This window comes from Streptosporangium canum (assembly GCF_900113865.1).
Lineage (GTDB): Bacteria > Actinomycetota > Actinomycetes > Streptosporangiales > Streptosporangiaceae > Streptosporangium > Streptosporangium canum.
Genome location: NZ_FOQY01000009.1, coordinates 243,880 through 260,992 on the forward strand (window position 1 = coordinate 243,880; position 17,113 = coordinate 260,992).

Sequence of the window (17,113 nt, forward strand, 5' to 3'; positions counted from 1 at the left end):
AAATGTAAATAGGCGGTTGGGAGAATCCTCGTGACGATCGCGCCCCCGGACCGTGAGCGGACCGCCGAGCGGCTGCTGCGCACCTCGGCCAAGCACTCCTACGACCCGCTGACCGAGATCGACTGGGAGGCCCCGCTCGTCGAGGGACGCCCCTTCTCCCCACCGCACCGCTCCTCCCTGTACGGCACGGCGCTGTGGGAGGAGCTCGGCGAGGAGCGGCGGATCGAGCTGACCAGGCACGAGACGGCCAGCGTCGCGAGCGTCGGCGTCTGGTTCGAGTGCCTGCTGATCCGGGTGCTCATGCGGCACATCTACGACCAGGACCCCACGACCAAGCACGTCCAGTACGCGCTGACCGAGATCGGCGACGAGACCCGGCACTCCGTGATGTTCGCCCGGATGATCGACAAGTTCGGGTGCCCCGCCTACGGCCCCGACCGCGTCGCCCGCCTGCTCGGACGGTCGGTGGTGCTGGTGCTCCGGCAGATCTCCGGGTTCGCCGGGGCGCTCTTCGTGGAGGAGATCCTCGACGCGCTGCAGCGCGAGGCCATGGCGGACGAGACGTTGCAGCCGCTGTCCCGCCAGGTCGCCCGGATCCACGTGGTCGAGGAGGCCCGGCACATCCGCTACGCCAAGCAGGAGCTCGCCCGCCAGTGGACGGCGGCCGGGCCGTTCGCCCGCGCCTACCACCGGCTGGTCCTCGGCGGCGCCGTCTACCTCGCGACGACCCGCCTGGTCCACCCCGGCGTCTACGCCGCTGTCGGGCTCGACCCGCGGCGGGCCCGCAGGGTGGCCGCCCGCAACCCGCACTACCGGCAGACCCTCGCGTGGGCGGCGGGCAAGGTGGTGGCCGAACTGGGCGGGCTGGGGATGATCAAGGGGCCGGGCAGGCGCCTGTGGCGCCGGGCAGGACTCCTGCCACAGGCCGACCTGCGGGGGCGCGATCCCCTGGCATGAACTGGCGCGGCGCCGCCGGCGGCGCGCTGCTGACAGTCCCGCTGCTGAACGACTTCGCGGCGAACGTGGGCCGGCGCATCGCGTTCGGCCTGGGCGTGGTCCTGGGCCTGGGCATCCTCATCGTCCGGCGGCACGTGCCCGAGAGCCCGCGCCGGCTGTTCATCCACGGCCGGGACCGGGAGGCCGAGGAACTGGTCGACGGCATCGAGGAGGAGGTCGAGCGGGAGAAGGGCGTCCGGCTGGAGGAGCCCCCGCAGTCTGAGGGCTCCGGGAGGGTGCTCGCCCCGGGCGCCGGCCTCACCGCGCTCATGCCGTACGCCGGAGCCCGCCCGCGGTCGATCGCCGTCGCGATGGCGCGTTTCGTGAGATCCGCCACCAGAACAGGTAGCTTGATACGATAGTCATTATCATTTGAGCACCTGTTCAGGAGTTTGTCCCATGGATGTCCTCACCGGGCTGGACGCATGCACGACCATGGAGCCGGATGAGGGAAGGGTGGCGGCGGCGCGGGACCGGCTCGTCACCCCGGAGGAGGCGACCCAGCTCGCCGAGCTGTTCCGCCTGCTGGGAGACCCGACCAGGGCGCAGCTTCTGTATGCCCTGCTCGAAGCCGGTGAGCTGTGTGTCTGCGACCTCACCGAGACGGTGGAGGTCAGCGACACCGCCGTGTCGCACGCGCTCAGGCTGCTGCGGACGGCGGGCATCGTGGCCAGCCGCCGGGCCGGACGGATGATCTACTACCGTCTCGCCGACGTCCACGTGCGGATGCTTCTCGACCTCAGCCGCGAGCACCTCCGTCACGGCTGACCTGTCATGGCCGGCCCGTCATTGCTGATCTGTCACGGCTGATCTGTCACGGTCCGTCGCGGTCGGCCCAGCTCGCCGGGGCGCGCGGACCGGGCTCCGGGCCAGGAGCGGAGGCTCAGGCATCGGAGGCAGCGGCGCGGGCCTCGACCAGGGGCGGGAGCTCAGGCATTGGGCGGGGGCTCAGGCCTCGACCAGGGTCAGATCGGGCTCCGCCGACCGGAACGTGCGACGGTAGGCCATCGGTGAGACGCCGATGGCCGCCTGCATGTGCTGCCGGAGGGAGGCGGCGGTGCCGAAACCGGCCCGCTCGGCGACGCCGTCCACCGGCAGGTCGCTGGCCTCCAACAGGCGGCGGGCCAGCTCCATCCGCTGCAGGGTGAGCCACTGGCCCGGACTGACCCCCATCTCGTCGCGGAAGCGCCGGGTGAAGGTGCGCCGGCTCATTCGGGCGTGGTCGGCCAGCTCGGTGAGGGGGAGCGGCAGGTGCAGGCGCTCCAGCGCCCAGGCCCTGGTCGCCGAGGTGGTGGCGGTGGATCGCTCGGGGATCGGACGCTCGATGAACTGGGCCTGGCCGCCGTCGCGCCACGGCGGGACGACACACCGCCGGGCCACGCGGTTGGCGGCCTCGCTGCCGTGGTCCCGGCGGACGATGTGCAGGCACAGGTCGACCCCGGCGGCCACGCCGGCCGAGGTCAGCACATCCCCGTCGTCCACGAACAGCACGTTGGGGTTGACGTTGACCTGGGGGAACCGCTTCTGGAAGTGCTCGGCGCTGCTCCAGTGGGTGGTCGCCGGGCGGCCGTCGAGCAGCCCGGCCGCCGCGAGGACGTAGGCGGCGGTGCAGATCGAGACCAGGCGGGTGCCCGGCCGGATGCGGGCGATCGCCCGGGCCAGCGGCTCGGGGAGCCGTCCCTCCGTGGAGATCTGGCCGAGCGCGTGGGTGGCCGGGATCACCACGGTGTCCGCGGTGGCCAGCGCCTCGGCTCCGTGCTCCACCACGATCGAGAAGTCGGCGTCGGTGCGGACGGGGCGGCCGTCGACGGTGCAGGTGATCACCTCGTAGAGCGGTTCGCGGTCCGGGCCCCTCGCCACTCCGAAGACCCGCGCCGGGATGCCCAGCTCGAAGGGGATGACACCGTCCAGGGCGAGTACGACGATCCTGTGCATGGCTGGATCCTTCCACACAATGGATTCAGGCCACTTTCACCAGGGGTTAATGTCGGGATTGATTCTTTACGATGTCCGACATGGCTTTCCTGGGGTGCCGGGGTATTCATCGCCATGTGATCAAATATCTGGCGGGAACGGTGGTTGTGGCCGTAGGCCTGCTGGGGCTCCCGGCCCCGGCGTCGGCCAAGGGACGTACCCTGCATCCCGGTGACTACGCGAAGATCGTGGAGCGGTTGCAACGACGGCTGCAGGAACTGAACTTCTCCCCAGGACTGGTGAACGGCTACTACGGCGCGGAGACCCAGGTCGCGGTCTGGGCCTTTCAGAAGTCGCAGGGGCTGATGGCCAAGGACGAGGTCGGACCGGAGACCTGGCGGGCGCTCGCCCATCCGCACTGGGCGCCGCCGCTCGTACCGGCGGGAGGGCCGCGGCGGGTCGAGATCGACCTGCGCCGCCAGCTTCTCACCGTCTACCGCCACAACCGCCCGATGCTCATCTCCCACGTCTCCACCGGCAGCGGGACGTATTTCTGCCAGTACGGCAACAGCTCCAGCACGCTCACCCCGGCGGGTGACTTCCACATCGTCCAGCGTGAGCGGCACCGGGCGGAGGATCCGCTGGCGACGATGTACGAGACGCTCTCCTTCGTGAGGGACCCCGCCGGCTTCACCAGCGCCGTCAGGAGTGGTCTCACCAGTGGCTTCACGGGCGGGCTCAAGCACGGCCCCGGCGGCGGGGTGGTGGGGGCGGGAGCCCGGCGGGGCGGGGATCGGGCGCTCCCGGACCGTCCGGCCGTGAACCCGGTCCGTGCGCCCGGGGCGGAGCGTCCTGACCGGCCGGTGCTCTCGATGAAGTCGGCCCGCCCGGTCCGGTTCGCCCGGCAGGACCACCCGGACCGCCCGCTCCAGCCGGATCATCCTCTCCACCCGCTCTACCGGAGCGCCCCGTTCGATCAGGTCCGGCCGGTCTCCCCGACCTCGCCGGTCCTCCCGACGCCGCTCCCTCCGGCGCCGTCCGTGTCCCCGACGCCGCCGCCGCGCCCCGTCTCCGGGTGCGCCCGGATCCCGGAGCACATCGCCGAGCGGCTCTTCCACATGGTCGGCGTGGGCGACACGGTCCACGTCCGGCGTAAGGGCTAGGACGGCGTGAACCAGAAGCCGGACCGGTGTGAAAGCTAAGTGGGGCCGGTGGCGGACAGCGGCAGCCTGAGGACCAGCCGGGCGCCGCGGCCGCTGGTGTTGTCGGCCGCGTACAGTCTGCCCCGGTGCGCCGCCGCGATGTCCCTGGCGATGGGCAGCCCCAGCCCCGTCCCCCCGGCGTCACGGCCGCGGGCGGAGTCCAGGCGGGTGAACCTCTCGAAGACCCGATCGCGCTGGTCTGGGGGGATGCCGAGCCCGTCGTCGGTGACCTCCAGCACGGCCTCGCCTCCCTCGCTGCCGACGTAGACCTCGACCTCGTCGGCCGCGTGCCGGTCGGCGTTCGCGAGCAGGTTGGTCAGCAGCCGGCCGAGTTGGAGCCTGTTGCCCTGGACCACCACGTCAGGCTTGAGACGCATGAGGATCTCGTGCCGGGTCGGTCGCTGTTTCACCTCGGTGGTGACGAGGTCGGCGAGGTTGATCCGTTCGGGTGAGTCCTGCACCCCGGCGTCGAGGCGGGCGAGCATGAGCAGGTCGTCCACGATGGCCTGGAGCCTCTCGGTGTCGGCCAGCGCGGACCGCATCGTCCGCGACGGATCGTCGCCCTCGGGGTCGGCGAGCGCGAGTTCGAGCTTGGTGCGCAGGCCGGTCAGCGGGGTGCGCAGTTCGTGGGAGGCGTCCGAGGCGAAGCGGCGCTGGTTCTCCAGGGCCTGCTCCAGCCGGTCGAGGGTCGCGTTGACGGTCTGGGTGAGCCCCGTCATCTCATCCTCCCCGTCGGGCACGGTCATCCGGCGGCTGAGATTGGAGGTGCCGGTGATCTCGGCCATCTCGGCGCGGATCCGCTGCACCGGGGCCAGGGTCCGGCCGACGATCCGCCAGGTGCCCCAGCCGAGCAGGGTGAGCAGCGCGAGGCAGAAGAAGGCCAGCGCGATCTCCAGGACGTGGCTGCCGAGCAGCGGGGGCTGCGGCTCCGCCGCGTAGACCATGACGTTGCCGTAGGGGGATCGGCTGTCCTGGAAACCCACGACGATGAAGCACGTCTGCCCGCCCTTGGTGGATGTCGTGCAGGATGTCCCGTCCACCCGGCTGTCGCCGTCGACGGGCCACAGATCGCTGATCGCGGGCTGTCCCTTCGCCTCCGGGCTGGCGGCGACGACGCGGCCTTCGGGGGTGACGACCTGGAGGTAACCGACCCGTTTCGTCGGGAGCGTGCTGGTCGGCGGCCCCTCGTTGACGATCTCGTACGCCTGCCGGGCCGCCACGGCCGCGGTGAGCATGGTCTCGTTCAGCACCTTGGTACGCACACCCAGTGATGTAGCGAGCGCCCCGGCCCCCAGAACCACCGCGAAGATCAGAAGTGCGGTGCACGTCGCCCGTCCCCGGATCGAGCGTGGGCGTCGCGATGAAGTCACATTCCCCCCTAGAAATCCCCTTTCATCCACTTATAAGCGGAGAGTATCTATAGGGAAGCAAAGGGCTTCTATGCTCTTATGTCCGTTTAGTCGGAAAGGGGGAGCGTGCCGAGTTCGCCGCGGGAGGCGACGCCGAGTTTGGGGTAGGCCTTGTAGAGGTGGTGGCCGACCGTGCGCGGGCTCAGGAAGAGCTGGGCCGCGATGTCCCGGTTCGACAGGCCCTGCGCCGCCAGCCGTACGATCTGCAGTTCCTGCGGCGTGAGCCGGGCCAGCGGTCCGGGCGCGGGGGCGGCGGGCGCGGCGGACCCGGTGGCGCTCAGCTCCACGCGTGCCCTGTCCGCCCACGGCGCGGCCTCCAGGCGCTCGAAGGTCTCCAGCGCGGCGCGCAGATGGGCGCGCGCGTCGGCCTTCCTCCGGGTACGGCGGAGCCACTCGCCGTAGAGCAGCTCGGTCCTGGCCCGCTCGAAGGGCCTTCCGTCGATCTTCAAAGCCGCGGCGAAGTGCTCCTCCGAGTCTTCGAGCAGGGCCCGGCAGCGCAGCACCAGGGCCTCGGCCCACGGCTGCCGCGTGTACCCGGCCCACTCCCGGTAGCGCGCGAAGGCCCCGGCCGCGCGCTCCGGGACGCCGAGCCGTACGGCCGCCTCCACCAGATCGGGCACGCACCGTGTCTCGGACACGTGGTGCCCGCCGGCCACGGGTTCGAGCCGGGAGAGCGCGGCCTCGACCCGGCCGTGGCCGAGGTCGAGCAGGCCCAGCGCCCAGACCGCCCACCGGGTCCCCGCCGCGCCGTCCGCGAGGGACTCGTCCACCAGCAGGTGACAGCGCCCGTCGTCGCCCTCGACCGCGGCGAGGTAGGCCAGCAGGCTGTTCATCTGGCCGGCCCACTGCCGCTGCCCGGTGTCGCGCGCGATGCGCAGACTTTCGGTGGCGGCGGCCAGCGCGTCCCGGTGCCGTCCCTGGAAGAGTTCGGATTCGGCGAGGAAGAACAGCAGCGTCGGCAGCGCCCCGATGTTGCCCAGTGACCGGGCCTCGGCGACCAGCGACGCGGCGGTCTCGCGGACCTCTCCGTCCTGCCCGGCCGCCAGCCCGATCCCGCAGGCCTGGACCAGGTCACGGGGGCCGTCCGCTCCCGCACGCCGGGCCTCGGCGACCATCGCCGCCAACGACGGCGGAGTCCCCCGCCGGGACAGGACCGCCGTGACGAACCCGATGACCGGCGCGAGCGGGTCGTCGCCGGGGAGATCCAGGGCGCCCAGCCTGGCCCCGGTGCGGTCGAGCTCGGGCGCGCCGATGTACCAGGCGGCGTGCAGCGCCTGCATCAGCATCCGCGCCGCCCTGGCACCGTCGACCATCGCGGCGCCGTCGAGCAGCGCCTCGTGCGCGGCGTGCAGCGACCCGCGCAGGAAGTCGGCGGTCGCCCGCACGTGCGTGAGCCGTGCCCGGAGCGCCGCTTCCCCGGCCTCGCCGCCCTCCTCCCCGGTCAGCGCGGCGAGCCGGCGGCCGCCCTGGTCGGCGAGCGTCCCGGCCCGGTCCAGCTCGCCGGCCCAGGCCGCCGTCTCCGCGGCCATCGTCAGCCGCCGTGCCTGGGATCCGGGCCGCGTGCTGAGCCGGGCCGCCCGCTCATAGGCGCTGGCCGCGGCGGCGTAACCGCTGCGACCGCTCGCCCGCGTGGCGGTCCGTTCCAGCTCGGCGGCCACCTCCTCGTCCGGGCCGGTCGCGGCCATGGCCAGGTGCCAGGCTCGCCGGTCGGCGTCGTCGGGGCCGTCGAGCGCGGCGGCCAGCGCCTTGTGCACGGCCAGGCGCAGGCTGGGCGGGATCCCCTGGTAGACGGCGGCCCGGACCAGTGGGTGCCGGAACGTCATGGTCCCCTCACCGACCCTGACCAGGCCGGCGCTCTCCGCCGGATGGAGGTCCTCAAGGAAGTCGCCGAACCCGGCCGCGGCCCGCAGCACGACGCCCAGGTCGCCGGTGTCCTCGGCCGCGGCCACCGCCAGCAGGCCCTGTGTCGCCTCGGGCAGCTGCCTGACCTGTCCCAGGAAGGCGTCCTGCACCCGGCTGGTGAGCGGCAGCGCCGTACCGTCGGCGGGCGCCGCGGCGGGCAGCTCGATCAGCGCGAGCGGGTTGCCCTGCGCCTCGGCCAGCACGCGGTAGCGCACGACCGGGCTGATGCCGCCGCCCAGCAACGCCGCGGCGGCCGTGGCGTCGAGTCCCCGCACCGGCAGCTCCGCCATCCCCGGCGCGGTGAAGGGCTCCCGTGCGGCGAGGATCAGCGCGACCCCCTCGGCGTCCAGCCGCCGCGCGGCGAACAGCAGCGCGTCGGTCGAGGCCCGGTCCAGCCACTGCGCGTCGTCCACCAGCACCAGCAGCGGGCCGTCCTCGGCCAGCTCCGACAGCAGGGAGAGCACGGCCAGGCCGACCAGCAACCGGTCCCCGGACGCCACGGAGGCCAGCCCGAAGGCGGCCCGCAGCGCCCGCTCCTGCTGCTCGGGCAGCGCCCCGACCCGGTCGAACACCGGCCGCAGCAGCAGGTGCAGCCCGGCGAACGGCAGCTCGGCCTCCGACTCCACCCCGGTGCCGCGGATCACCCGCAGGTCCTCGGCGGCGGCGGCCGCGTAGTCCAGCAGGGCGGTCTTGCCGATCCCCGGCTCGCCCCGGACGAGCAGGGCGCCGCTCCGGCCCGCACGGGAGTCCGCCAGCAGCCGGTCGATGACGGCCTGCTCGGCGGCCCTTCCATGCAACATGCCTCGAACCCTACTTAAAAGGGTGGATCAGACGCCTGCGCAGGAGTCGTGGGTGGCGTCGAAACCGTTGAGGTCGTCGGCGTCGTCCTGGCGGGGCGGCTTGAGACCCTTCCAGTCGTCGCCGATGGTCAGGACGAGCCGCGCCGTGGTCGCCCGGGGGACGGGCCTGCCGCTGGAGGCGAGCAGGTCGCGGGTGAGGGTCGGCGCCCCGGCCGCGCCGTTGGGCGAGTAGGCGATCGTGGTCTTCGGGTACGGCTTGCGCGGCGCGTCGCCGATCTTGGCGATGTGGTAGCCCCGCTCCTCAAGCCGGACGGCCACCAGGGAGGCCAGGCCGGAACGGCTGGTCCCGTTGCGCACCTCGACCTGGATCTTCGACCGGGGCACCTTGGACTGACCGCCCTTGACCCCGGAGCCGGCGACCGCCCTGTCCCGGGCGACGATCTGGAACAGCTTCCTGCTCTGCGGCTCGACCCACTCCACCCGGCCGGGGTGGGTGACCGAGTAGCGCCAGGGGGTGGTGATGAAGTGGATCTGTCCGGCGGCCAGGCCCTGGGCGCTGGTCGCCAGGTCCTTCATGACGAGCGGGGTGAGCCCGGGGTCGGTCGTGACCGACTTGGTGGCCGCGTCGAGGAAGCCGAACAGCTTCCCGGGGTCGGTGAGCGTCTCGCCGCTCATCACCTTCTTGACCATGGACGCGATGAACATCTGCTGCCGCTGGATGCGCCCGATGTCGGAGCCGTCGCCCAGACTGTAGCGGGCCCGGACGTAGCCCAGGGCCTGCTCGCCCTTGAGCGTCTGCCGGCCCGCGGGGAGGGTCAGCAGGGCCTTCTTGTCGTCGACCGGCTCGGGCAGGCAGACCTCGACGCCGCCGACCGCGTCGACCATGCCCTTGAAACCGGTGAAGTCGACCTTCACGAAGTGGTCGATGTGGATGCCGGTGAGCGACTCGACGGTCTTCCAGGTGCAGGTGATCCCGCCGGAGTTGAACGACTCGTTGATCATGCCCAGGTGCGGCCGCTGGCCGGGGAGCCCCTGCTTGGCCCGGCACTCGGGGAGCTGGACCATCGAGTCCCGGGGGAAGCTGACGACCATCGCGTTGTCCCGCTTCGGCGAGATGTGCGCCAGCATGATCGTGTCGGTCCGCTCGCCGGGGAACCTGCCGTACTTGGCGTTCTTGCCGCTGCGCTGGTCCGATCCGACGACCAGGACGTTCAGCGCCTTGGTGGCGACCTTGGCCGGACGGGGGCCCAGATCCTCCGGCGTGACGTCGACGTGCTTGACGTTGCCGGTCAGCTTGACGTAGACCCCGCCCACCGTCGCCGCCACCGCGACCACGACGACGGTGACGACGGCCACCAGCCACCACAGCCACCTGCGGCGCCGCCAGGGAGAACGCTGCTCCACGGGCCTGGAGGGTGCGTCGGTCAACCCGCTGCTCACGTGACTCCCGGGGGATGGGCCAGGGCATGCGCCCATGGTTGAGGAGCCGGATTCCGGCCGTCGCCGAGTGTACTAATCCTCCATAAAGGGCGGATAAGAACCCGCAAAGGGTGGATAGGAACCCTCGGCACGCTCCCGCTCATCGGACCGTCCCGGAGAGGACGGCCGGCGCGGTCCTCGCCGCCGTGCGCCTGTCCGTTTCCGGGCCCCTGTTACGATCCGCCGATGATTATCAGAGATGGCGGCATCGACGATGCTCCGGCGGTTCTGGGGATGTTCGACAGCGCGGTGGCCTGGCTGTCCGCGCAGGGCCGTACCGGTCAGTGGGGCAGCGAGCCGTTCTCCGCCATTCCCGCCCGCGTCGAGCGGGTGACCTCCTGGGCGACCGCCGGCGGGATGCGCATCGCCGAGATCGACGGTGAGCCCGCCGGATGCCTGGTCCTCGGGCCCGCGATGGAGTACGTCACCCCGGCCCCCGAGCCGGAGCTGTACGTCCGGGTGCTGGTCATCGACCAGCGGTTCCACGGCCGCGGCGTCGGCTCCGCGCTCCTGGAGCGCGCCCGCGCCGAGGCGGTGGAGCAGGGGGTCTCGCTGCTCAGGGTCGACTGCTACGCCGGCGACGACGGCCGGTTGGTGAAGTACTACGAGAGCCAGGGCTTCACCAGGACCGAGACCTTCAAAGTCGAGGAGTGGCCCGGCCAGATCCTGGAGATGCGCCTGCCCGCCGGAGCCGCCTGACCCCGGGCACGCCGCGCCGGGACCGGTTGACCTCAAGCGCGCTGGAGGTTGCACGGTGGTCATCGTGGGTCGTCGATCCGACCGGTCCGCCGAAGGGTGATCGGTCGTGGATCGGTCCGTCGTGGATCGGCCCGCCTGGGACCGATCCGTCAGGGAGGCCGTCGTGCTCGACATCGCAGTGATCATCGCAAGCATCCGGGAGGAGGGGCTCGGGGCGACGGTGGGGCGATGGTTCCTGGAACAGACCGCGCGACGGGCCGACCTGACCGTGGACGTGATCGCCCTGGGCCGGACGGCGTTGCCGCCGCTCCAGCCCGCGCGCTCCGGCGACACCGGGGACGAGGCCCGCGAGCTCGCCGCGAGGATCGGTGCCGCCGACGGCTTCGTCGTGATCACGCCGGAGTACAATCACGCCTACCCCGCCGCGCTGAAGCTGGCCATCGACGCGGTCCGTCACGAGTGGGCGGCCAAGCCGGTCGGTTTCGTCTCCTACGGCGGGCGCTCCGGGGGCCTGCGGGCGGTGGAGCAGCTCCGCCTGGTCTTCGCCGAGCTGCACGTGGTCTCCCTGCGCGACACCGTGAGCTTCCACCAGGCGGACGGGCACTTCGACGCGGCGGGCCGGCCGGTCGAGCCGGACGGCGTCAACGGCGCGGCCAAGGTCATGCTCGACCAGCTCACCTGGTGGGCGACCACCCTGCGGGAGGGGCGGGCGGCCCGGCCGTACGTCCGCTGAGTGCCTTGTGCTGCGTGCCTTGCGTGGGGGCCGTCACGCGGATGAAATCGCGAAAGGAGAAGATTAGATAGTTATTTATCGTGATTTGGGGGATCTGTGGTCGGCGCTCTCGATCATCGCTACCGGGGCGAGCACCCCATCCGTACACTCGCCTACCTCTTCCGGGAAGACCACCTCAAGCTGCTCGCCGGGGTCTTCGCCTTCCTGGTCAAGCACAGTCCCACCTGGCTGCTGCCGCTGATCACCGCCAACGTCGTCGACATCGTGGTCGGCCACCGCCCGATCACCGAGCTGTGGATCAACACGGCCGTACTGCTCGCCCTGCTCCTCCTCAACTACCCCTTCCACCTGCTCTACGTCCGCTGCCTGCACGGCGCCGTCCGGCGGATGGGCATGGGCCTGCGCTCCGCGCTCTGCCGCCGGATGCAGCAGCTCTCCATCGGCTACCACTCCCGGGTCAGCGCCGCCGTACTCCAGACCAAGGTCATCCGGGACGTCGAGAGCGTGGAGCAGACCACCCAGCAGGCCGGCGACATGGGCCTGTCGGCACTCACCATGCTGGCCGGCGGCCTGGTGGTGATCGCCCTGCGGGTGCCCGCCGCGATCCCGGTCTTCCTGGTGGTCGTGCCCGCCGCGGCGTTCCTGGTGATGCGGATGCGGACCCGGCTTCGGGAGGACAACGAGAGCTTCCGCCGAGAGGTCGAGAAGCTCTCCACCCGCGTCAGCGAGATGACCACCCTCATCCCGATCACCCGCGCGCACGGCCTGGAACAGGACGCGCTGCACCGCGTCGACGGCACCCTGACCAGGGTGCTGCGCAAGGGGCTCCGGCTCGACCTGCTCAACGGCAGTTTCGGCGCGCTGGCCTGGATCCTGCTCAACGCGCTCGGCGTCGCCTTCCTGGCCGGCTCCGCGCTCGTCGCCTACTACCAGGTCATCCCCATCACCGCCGGTGACGTGGTCATGCTGACCACCTTCTTCGCCACCCTCACCTCCGCGGTCACCTCCCTGCTCAGCCTGACCCCGGTGATCAGCAGGGGACTGGCGTCGGTACGGTCGATCGGCGAGGTGCTCCAGGCCCCCGACCTGGAGCACAACAGCGGCAAGGACGAGGTCGTGTCCGTCCGCGGCGAGGTGGAGTTCCGCGACGTCGAGTTCGCCTACGGCGAGCACGGTGCGGACGACGCCCCCGCGGTCACCGGCTTCAGCCTCACGGCGGTTCCCGGCGAGACGATCGCCCTGGTCGGCCCCTCGGGCGCGGGCAAGTCGACCGTGCTCAACCTCGTCATCGGCTTCCTGCGGCCCACCTCCGGCCAGATCCTGCTCGACGGCCGTGACATGGAGACCCTGGACATGCGCACCTACCGGAGGTTCCTGTCGGTCGTGCCGCAGGAGTCCATCCTGTTCGAGGGCACCATCAGGGAGAACGTCACCTACGGCATGGCCGACGTCTCCGAGGACCGGGTACGGCGGGCGCTCCGGGACGCCAACGCGCTGGAGTTCATCGACCGGCTGCCCGACGGGCTCGACACGGTCGTGGGAGAGCGGGGAGCCCGCCTCTCCGGCGGGCAGAAGCAGCGCCTGGCCATCGCCCGCGCCCTGATCCGCGACCCCCGCGTGCTGATCCTGGACGAGGCGACCTCCGCCCTGGACAACCGGTCGGAGGCGCTCATCCAGGAGGCGCTGGCCCGCCTGGTCGCCGGGCGCACGGTCCTCGTCGTCGCCCACCGGCTGTCGACCATCCGCGGCGCCGACCGGATCGTGGTCATGCGCGACGGCGGGATCGAGGAAGTGGGCACCCACGAGGAACTGATGCGGATGCGCGGCGTCTACGCCGGGCTGCAGAGCGCCTAGGAAGGCCCGTCAGGGCGTGGGACCGGGATCCCGGTCCCGCCGGGGCGGCCGGGACCGCTCATCCCGTGCCGCCTCCCGTGCCACCGGGGTCCAGCGGATAGACGCGGAGCCAGTCGACCTCCATCCAGGCCTCTCCCGGACCGCCGTGACCGGGGAACCAGTCCAGCTGCAGGCAGGCCGACATCGGACTCCGGGTGGACCTGGACGAACGGAACCACTCCCGGCCGTCGAGATAGCCGACGACCCCGCCGGGGCTGTTCTCCACGGCGTAGGTGTGCCAGGTGGTCATGTCGGCCTCGGAATAGGACTGCTCCTCCCCTTGGGGGGTCTCCAGGTAGAAGTTCGCCCGCCACCTGCCGGGACGGTCCATGACCCCCAGGAAGTCGATCTCCTCGCCGGTGGCGCTGTGCACGCCCCCGCCGCCGCCGTCCGGCCACAGCAGGGCGATGGGGTGGTAGGAGTCCGCACCCTCGTACATGCGGACGCGGGTCTCCCAGCGCCCGTACACCTGGCTGTGCCTGCTGCCCAGCCCGGCCGTGGTGCCGTCGGCGCGGCCGTACAGGTAGAGCGAGCCGTTGCCGATGAAGAGCTGGTCGGGAGAGCGGCGGCCCTGGCCGTCGTGCCCGGCCGAGTCGTAGATCACCCAGTCGGCCGGATCGAGCTGGTCGTCGAACTCCGCACACCAGGCCGGCGTTCCCCAACTGTGGACTTCGGCGGCACTGGCTCCACCGGTGGAGGCGGTGAGGTCGGTGGAGTCGGCGGGGGCGGTCACGTCGGTGGAACCGGTCGAATCGGTTTCATCGGCAGGGTCGGCCGGGGCGGACGAGGAGGGGCAGGCGGCCGCCTCCGCGGTGCCGGACGCCGCCTCGCCCTGGGCGGACGCGGTGCCGGAGCCCACCTCGCCCTGGGCGGCGCCGAGGGTGCTCACCGCCAGCATGGCGACCATGCTCAACACCGCCAGCCGTACATGTGACCGGGAGATCATGACTGTTGCTCCCAGGACTTCGCGCAGAGGGCCGAGGGACTGAAACTCCAGCAGCCGGCGCGGACCGGTGCCGGAGCCCACCAGGCGGACGCGTTCGGCGCGAGATCGGGACGGGTGGGCGGAGGCGCGAAGGCCCACAGGGGCGCGACCTGCTTGGCCGCCGGCGGGACGGCGGCGGACGGCTCCAGGGTACGGCTGCGCCACGGCGCGAGGCTCCAGCACAAGGGGACCTGGGTCCCGCAGGAGTCCATGGAGGAGACGCGCGCCAGCGGCGGCACCGGAAGGACGGCCCGGGCCGGCGGGGAAGATGACGGCGACGCCTCAGACGGCTGGAGCGCCTCGGGCACCTCGGTCGGCTGCTCGGCGGGGGTGTCCGGAACGAGGGTCGCGCTCGGGCTGGCCGCGGGCCGTACCGTCTCCGTCGGCGCGGCCGGTTTCGGAGGAGCGGGCTCCTGGACCGGGAGGGTGGCGCGGGGCGACGAGGTGGCCGTGGTGCCGGTGGTCGGGCTCGGTGCCGGCCTGGCGTTCTCCTTCCCCTTCTCCTCCTTCTCCTTCTCCTTCCGCGGTGCCGGCTTGGACGTGGGGCGCGGAGTGGCCGGCTGGGAGGTCGCGTGTTCCCTGCCGGTGGTCGGCGTCGCGGTGGGGTGGGAAGTCCCCTCCCGCGGGGCGGGGCCCGGTCCGCCCGTATGCGAGGGCTTGGGCCCGGCGTCGGCGGTGGTGCTCTGCGCGGGGGTGGGGCTGGGGTCGGTGGCGGGCGGGTCGCTCTTGGCCGGAGTCGGAGGGTCGCTCCTGTCCGGGGCCGGAGGGTCGCTCTTGGACGGAGCCGGAGCCGGAGTGGGAGCCGCTGTCTCGGCGGGGCCGGAAGATTTCGCTCGGGACTTCTCCGGGGCGGTCTTCTCCGAGCGGGACGCGGGCCTCTCCTCTGTTTCCGGCTGGGGGGCCTTCCCCTTCTCCGCTTCCGGCTGGGGGTCCTTCCCGCCCTCCTGTTCCGGTTGGGGGTCCTTCCCGCCCTCCGCTTCCGGCTCGGGGTCCTCCCCGCCCTCCTGCGGCGGCTGTTCCGCGTCGTCGGGCGGAACCTCCCCGGTCTCGTCCGGCTCGGTGCCGGACCGGTTCCCCGGGCGTTCGGACGGGTGCTCGGACCCCGACGGCGGCGGCTCCCCGGCCGCGATGGGAGGGTCGACCACCGGTGCCGTCGTCGGCGGGGCATCGGCGACCCCGTGGTCCGCCATGGCGGACCACGGCTGGGCGACGATCGCGCCGGTCGTCGCCGACACCCCTGCCAGGAGGAGGCCGGATACCAGGGTGACGCGCCGGGACGGGCTACGTGGGGGCATGGACGGTCTCCTCGGTCTACGGAGTGGGTTCGGGGCCGGAGAGGGGCTTCCAGCCCGCGGCGGTGAACTCGGCGGTGCCGGGAAGGGCCACCTCGGGCAACGCGGCCGGGACGGGATCGGGGATGTTGACCCAGTCACCGCGGCCCCCGCCGCGCATGCCGGAGTGCCACGCCATGAGCAGGCTCATGGCGTACGGGCTGGAGTAGGTCGGATCGGTGTCCTGCACGCCTTTGGTCGCGGTCACCTGGACCAGTACGGACACCTGGACCTGGTCTTTGGCACGGGTCCGCCACTGGACCCCGATCGTTCTGGTCCGCATGGCGGCTCCGTCGGGAAGTTTTCCGGCCCGGGGAAGGCCGAAGGTCTCGCGCCAGCCGGCGACCGCGGTCCGTGCGCCGGCCCGGGCCGCCTCCTGCTGTTCCGGCGGGGCGTACAGAACCGCCGCCTCCTCGGCCTGCTCGGCGTCCAGCGTCCACGCCGCCTCCAGCGTGGCGGCGGCCGCCGAGACCGCCCCCAGCTCGCTGTGGGGGAACCCGACGGGATAGCCGGCCTCACCCTTGTAGTCGGAGGGCGGGGCGAGCGTGACCGTGCCGGCGGTGAGGTCCGTGGTCTGGACGGTCGAAGTGGCGGGTTCGGGCCGCAGGAGATGCCATCCGCCGATCGCCAGGAGGATCGCCCCCACGATGGAGACGACCACGACGAGCATCCGCCGGGAGTTGTGCGGCGGGGGCCCCAGGTCCCAGTCGAGTACGGGATCCTCGGCGGCAGGCCCCATCAGTTGCTCCGGTCGGGGCGCAGACCGAACGCCTGGCCGGCGGCGGCTGCCAGGCGCAGGTACGCGCCTCGGGTGGTGGGCCGGAGGCGGACCAGATCCACCTCCGCGCCCTCCTTGAGGTGCGGGTCGTAGGGGACGCGGATCACGGCGCGGCAGCGGGAGTTGAAATGGCGCTCCAGCAGCGCCACGTCCACGTCCGACTTGGGTTCCACGGCGTTCAGCACGACGATGGCGTTCTTGACCAGGTCCGAGTACCCGTGGGCGGTGAGCCAGTCCAACGTCGCGGCGGCCGAGCTCGCCCCGTCCACCGCCACCAGACTGACCAGCACGATCTGGTCGGCCAGTTCCAGCGTCGCCCCCATGGCCCCGTGGAGCAGCCCGGTCCCGCAGTCGGTGATGCAGATCGAGTAGTAGCGCTCGATGAGCCCGGCGACCGTGCGGTAGTCCTCCGCGTTGAACGCCTCGCTCACGGCCGGGTCGGTGTCGGAGGCGAGGACCTCCAGCCGTGCGGGCGACTGGGAGGTGAAGGCGCGCGCGTCGGCGTAGCGGACGATGTGGGGGGCTTCGGAGAGCAGGGTGCGGATGGTCGCGGCCGTCTCGGACTTGACCTTGAGGCCGAGGGTCCCCCGGTCGGGGTTGGCGTCGATCGCGATGACCCGGTCTCCGCGCAGGGAGGCCAGGGTGTTGCCCAGGGCGACGGTCGTCGTGGTCTTCCCGACCCCGCCCTTGAGGCTCATGACCGCGATCCGGTGATGTCCGCTCGCCACGGCGGTCTGGGCCTGGGCCATCAGTGTGCGGCGTTCCACCTCCGCGGCCGACTCCGACGGGATGATCCTCCCGCCGGAGAGCTGCCAGACGAGGCGTCGCCACCCGCCGGCGGGCTCGGGCCGCCGGTTGATGAGCAGATGTTCGGCGGTGAGCGGGACCGTCTCCTGGAACTGCTCCACCGGGGCGGACGGTGAGCTCTGGATATGGGGGGACGTGTCCGTCATGGCCAAGGTCCTTTCGGAGAACTTTCACAGAGCAGGTAG

Annotated in this window: 15 protein-coding genes; 7 read left to right on the forward strand and 8 right to left on the reverse strand. The window is 72.1% G+C overall.

From position 1 onward, the window contains the following. Window positions 1–30: 30 nt before the first annotated feature. From BM085_RS16450 to BM085_RS16460, 3 genes are read left to right on the forward strand one after another with little or no spacing between them, the layout of a single operon-like run. Window positions 31–957, forward strand: a complete 927-nt coding sequence (locus BM085_RS16450; protein ID WP_177245125.1) for an AurF N-oxygenase family protein — start codon at window positions 31–33, stop codon at window positions 955–957. Further along, window positions 954–1,358: a sugar porter family MFS transporter gene (locus BM085_RS45250; protein ID WP_218158726.1), complete on the forward strand. Its 405-nt coding sequence runs from the start codon at window positions 954–956 to the stop codon at window positions 1,356–1,358. Before BM085_RS16450 ends, BM085_RS45250 begins: the two co-directional genes overlap by 4 nt. A 37-nt stretch (window positions 1,359–1,395) precedes the next feature. Next, the gene (locus BM085_RS16460; RefSeq protein WP_093887836.1) at window positions 1,396–1,764 is read left to right on the forward strand and encodes an ArsR/SmtB family transcription factor; all 369 of its coding nucleotides are present in this window, start codon (window positions 1,396–1,398) and stop codon (window positions 1,762–1,764) included. Window positions 1,765–1,944: 180 nt separating this feature from the next. Here the strand turns inward: BM085_RS16460 and BM085_RS16465 are convergent, their stop codons facing one another. Continuing rightward, complete coding sequence (locus BM085_RS16465) at window positions 1,945–2,931, reverse strand: GlxA family transcriptional regulator (RefSeq protein WP_093887837.1); 987 nt, start codon at window positions 2,929–2,931, stop codon at window positions 1,945–1,947. Window positions 2,932–3,011: 80 nt separating this feature from the next. Here BM085_RS16465 and BM085_RS16470 point away from each other — a divergent pair, with 80 nt between their 5' ends. Then, entirely contained in the window at window positions 3,012–4,073 is a 1,062-nt protein-coding gene (locus tag BM085_RS16470) for a L,D-transpeptidase family protein (protein ID WP_177245126.1), read from the forward strand. Between the two features lie 35 nt (window positions 4,074–4,108). On the opposite strand, the gene BM085_RS16475 is transcribed toward BM085_RS16470, so the two are convergent. The 3 genes from BM085_RS16475 to BM085_RS16485 form a co-directional block, all read right to left on the reverse strand. Continuing rightward, entirely contained in the window at window positions 4,109–5,374 is a 1,266-nt protein-coding gene (locus tag BM085_RS16475; RefSeq protein WP_093887839.1) for a sensor histidine kinase, read from the reverse strand. Window positions 5,375–5,568: 194 nt separating this feature from the next. Further along, the gene (locus BM085_RS16480) at window positions 5,569–8,223 is read right to left on the reverse strand and encodes a helix-turn-helix transcriptional regulator (RefSeq protein ID WP_093887840.1); all 2,655 of its coding nucleotides are present in this window, start codon (window positions 8,221–8,223) and stop codon (window positions 5,569–5,571) included. Between the two features lie 27 nt (window positions 8,224–8,250). Then, window positions 8,251–9,627 (reverse strand): LCP family protein, encoded by a 1,377-nt coding sequence (locus BM085_RS16485; RefSeq protein ID WP_245789352.1) that lies wholly within the window; start codon window positions 9,625–9,627, stop codon window positions 8,251–8,253. A gap of 261 nt (window positions 9,628–9,888) precedes the next feature. On the opposite strand from BM085_RS16485, the gene BM085_RS16490 reads away from it, so the two are divergent. The 3 genes from BM085_RS16490 to BM085_RS16500 all read left to right on the forward strand — a co-directional run bounded on the left by BM085_RS16490 (window position 9,889) and on the right by BM085_RS16500 (window position 12,988). Beyond that, window positions 9,889–10,401 carry a GNAT family N-acetyltransferase gene (locus tag BM085_RS16490; protein WP_093887842.1) on the forward strand — a complete coding sequence of 171 codons (513 nt, stop codon included), beginning with the start codon at window positions 9,889–9,891 and terminating at the stop codon, window positions 10,399–10,401. A 163-nt stretch (window positions 10,402–10,564) separates the two neighbouring features. Beyond that, window positions 10,565–11,134, forward strand: a complete 570-nt coding sequence (locus tag BM085_RS16495; protein WP_093887880.1) for an NADPH-dependent FMN reductase — start codon at window positions 10,565–10,567, stop codon at window positions 11,132–11,134. Between the two features lie 96 nt (window positions 11,135–11,230). After that, window positions 11,231–12,988, forward strand: a complete 1,758-nt coding sequence (locus BM085_RS16500) for an ABC transporter ATP-binding protein (protein WP_093887843.1) — start codon at window positions 11,231–11,233, stop codon at window positions 12,986–12,988. A 58-nt stretch (window positions 12,989–13,046) separates the two neighbouring features. On the opposite strand, the gene BM085_RS16505 is transcribed toward BM085_RS16500, so the two are convergent. The 4 genes from BM085_RS16505 to BM085_RS16520 are packed head-to-tail and all read right to left on the reverse strand — an operon-like array spanning window position 13,047 to window position 17,074. Further along, window positions 13,047–13,973 carry a glycoside hydrolase family 16 protein gene (locus BM085_RS16505; RefSeq protein WP_177245127.1) on the reverse strand — a complete coding sequence of 309 codons (927 nt, stop codon included), beginning with the start codon at window positions 13,971–13,973 and terminating at the stop codon, window positions 13,047–13,049. Next, the gene (locus tag BM085_RS16510; RefSeq protein WP_093887845.1) at window positions 13,970–15,307 is read right to left on the reverse strand and encodes a hypothetical protein; all 1,338 of its coding nucleotides are present in this window, start codon (window positions 15,305–15,307) and stop codon (window positions 13,970–13,972) included. The genes BM085_RS16505 and BM085_RS16510 overlap by 4 nt, the downstream gene beginning before the upstream one ends. A gap of 16 nt (window positions 15,308–15,323) precedes the next feature. Further along, window positions 15,324–16,082: a hypothetical protein gene (locus BM085_RS16515; protein WP_093887846.1), complete on the reverse strand. Its 759-nt coding sequence runs from the start codon at window positions 16,080–16,082 to the stop codon at window positions 15,324–15,326. Continuing rightward, on the reverse strand, window positions 16,082–17,074 hold the full coding sequence (locus BM085_RS16520; protein ID WP_093887847.1) for a MinD/ParA family ATP-binding protein: 993 nt from the start codon (window positions 17,072–17,074) through the stop codon (window positions 16,082–16,084). Before BM085_RS16520 ends, BM085_RS16515 begins: the two co-directional genes overlap by 1 nt. Between the last annotated feature and the right edge of the window lie 39 nt (window positions 17,075–17,113).

Bases quoted from the DNA above. Each gene is read 5' to 3' on its own strand.
- BM085_RS16505 (WP_177245127.1), bottom strand. From the start codon at position 13,973: ATGATCTCCCGGTCACATGTACGGCTGGCGGTGTTGAGCATGGTCGCC.
- BM085_RS16470 (WP_177245126.1), top strand. From the start codon at position 3,012: ATGGCTTTCCTGGGGTGCCGGGGTATTCATCGCCATGTGATCAAATAT.
- BM085_RS16520 (WP_093887847.1), bottom strand. From the start codon at position 17,074: ATGACGGACACGTCCCCCCATATCCAGAGCTCACCGTCCGCCCCGGTG.
- BM085_RS16480 (WP_093887840.1), bottom strand. From the start codon at position 8,223: ATGTTGCATGGAAGGGCCGCCGAGCAGGCCGTCATCGACCGGCTGCTG.
- BM085_RS16510 (WP_093887845.1), bottom strand. From the start codon at position 15,307: ATGCCCCCACGTAGCCCGTCCCGGCGCGTCACCCTGGTATCCGGCCTC.
- BM085_RS45250 (WP_218158726.1), top strand. From the start codon at position 954: ATGAACTGGCGCGGCGCCGCCGGCGGCGCGCTGCTGACAGTCCCGCTG.
- BM085_RS16465 (WP_093887837.1), bottom strand. From the start codon at position 2,931: ATGCACAGGATCGTCGTACTCGCCCTGGACGGTGTCATCCCCTTCGAG.
- BM085_RS16460 (WP_093887836.1), top strand. From the start codon at position 1,396: ATGGATGTCCTCACCGGGCTGGACGCATGCACGACCATGGAGCCGGAT.
- BM085_RS16515 (WP_093887846.1), bottom strand. From the start codon at position 16,082: ATGGGGCCTGCCGCCGAGGATCCCGTACTCGACTGGGACCTGGGGCCC.
- BM085_RS16490 (WP_093887842.1), top strand. From the start codon at position 9,889: ATGATTATCAGAGATGGCGGCATCGACGATGCTCCGGCGGTTCTGGGG.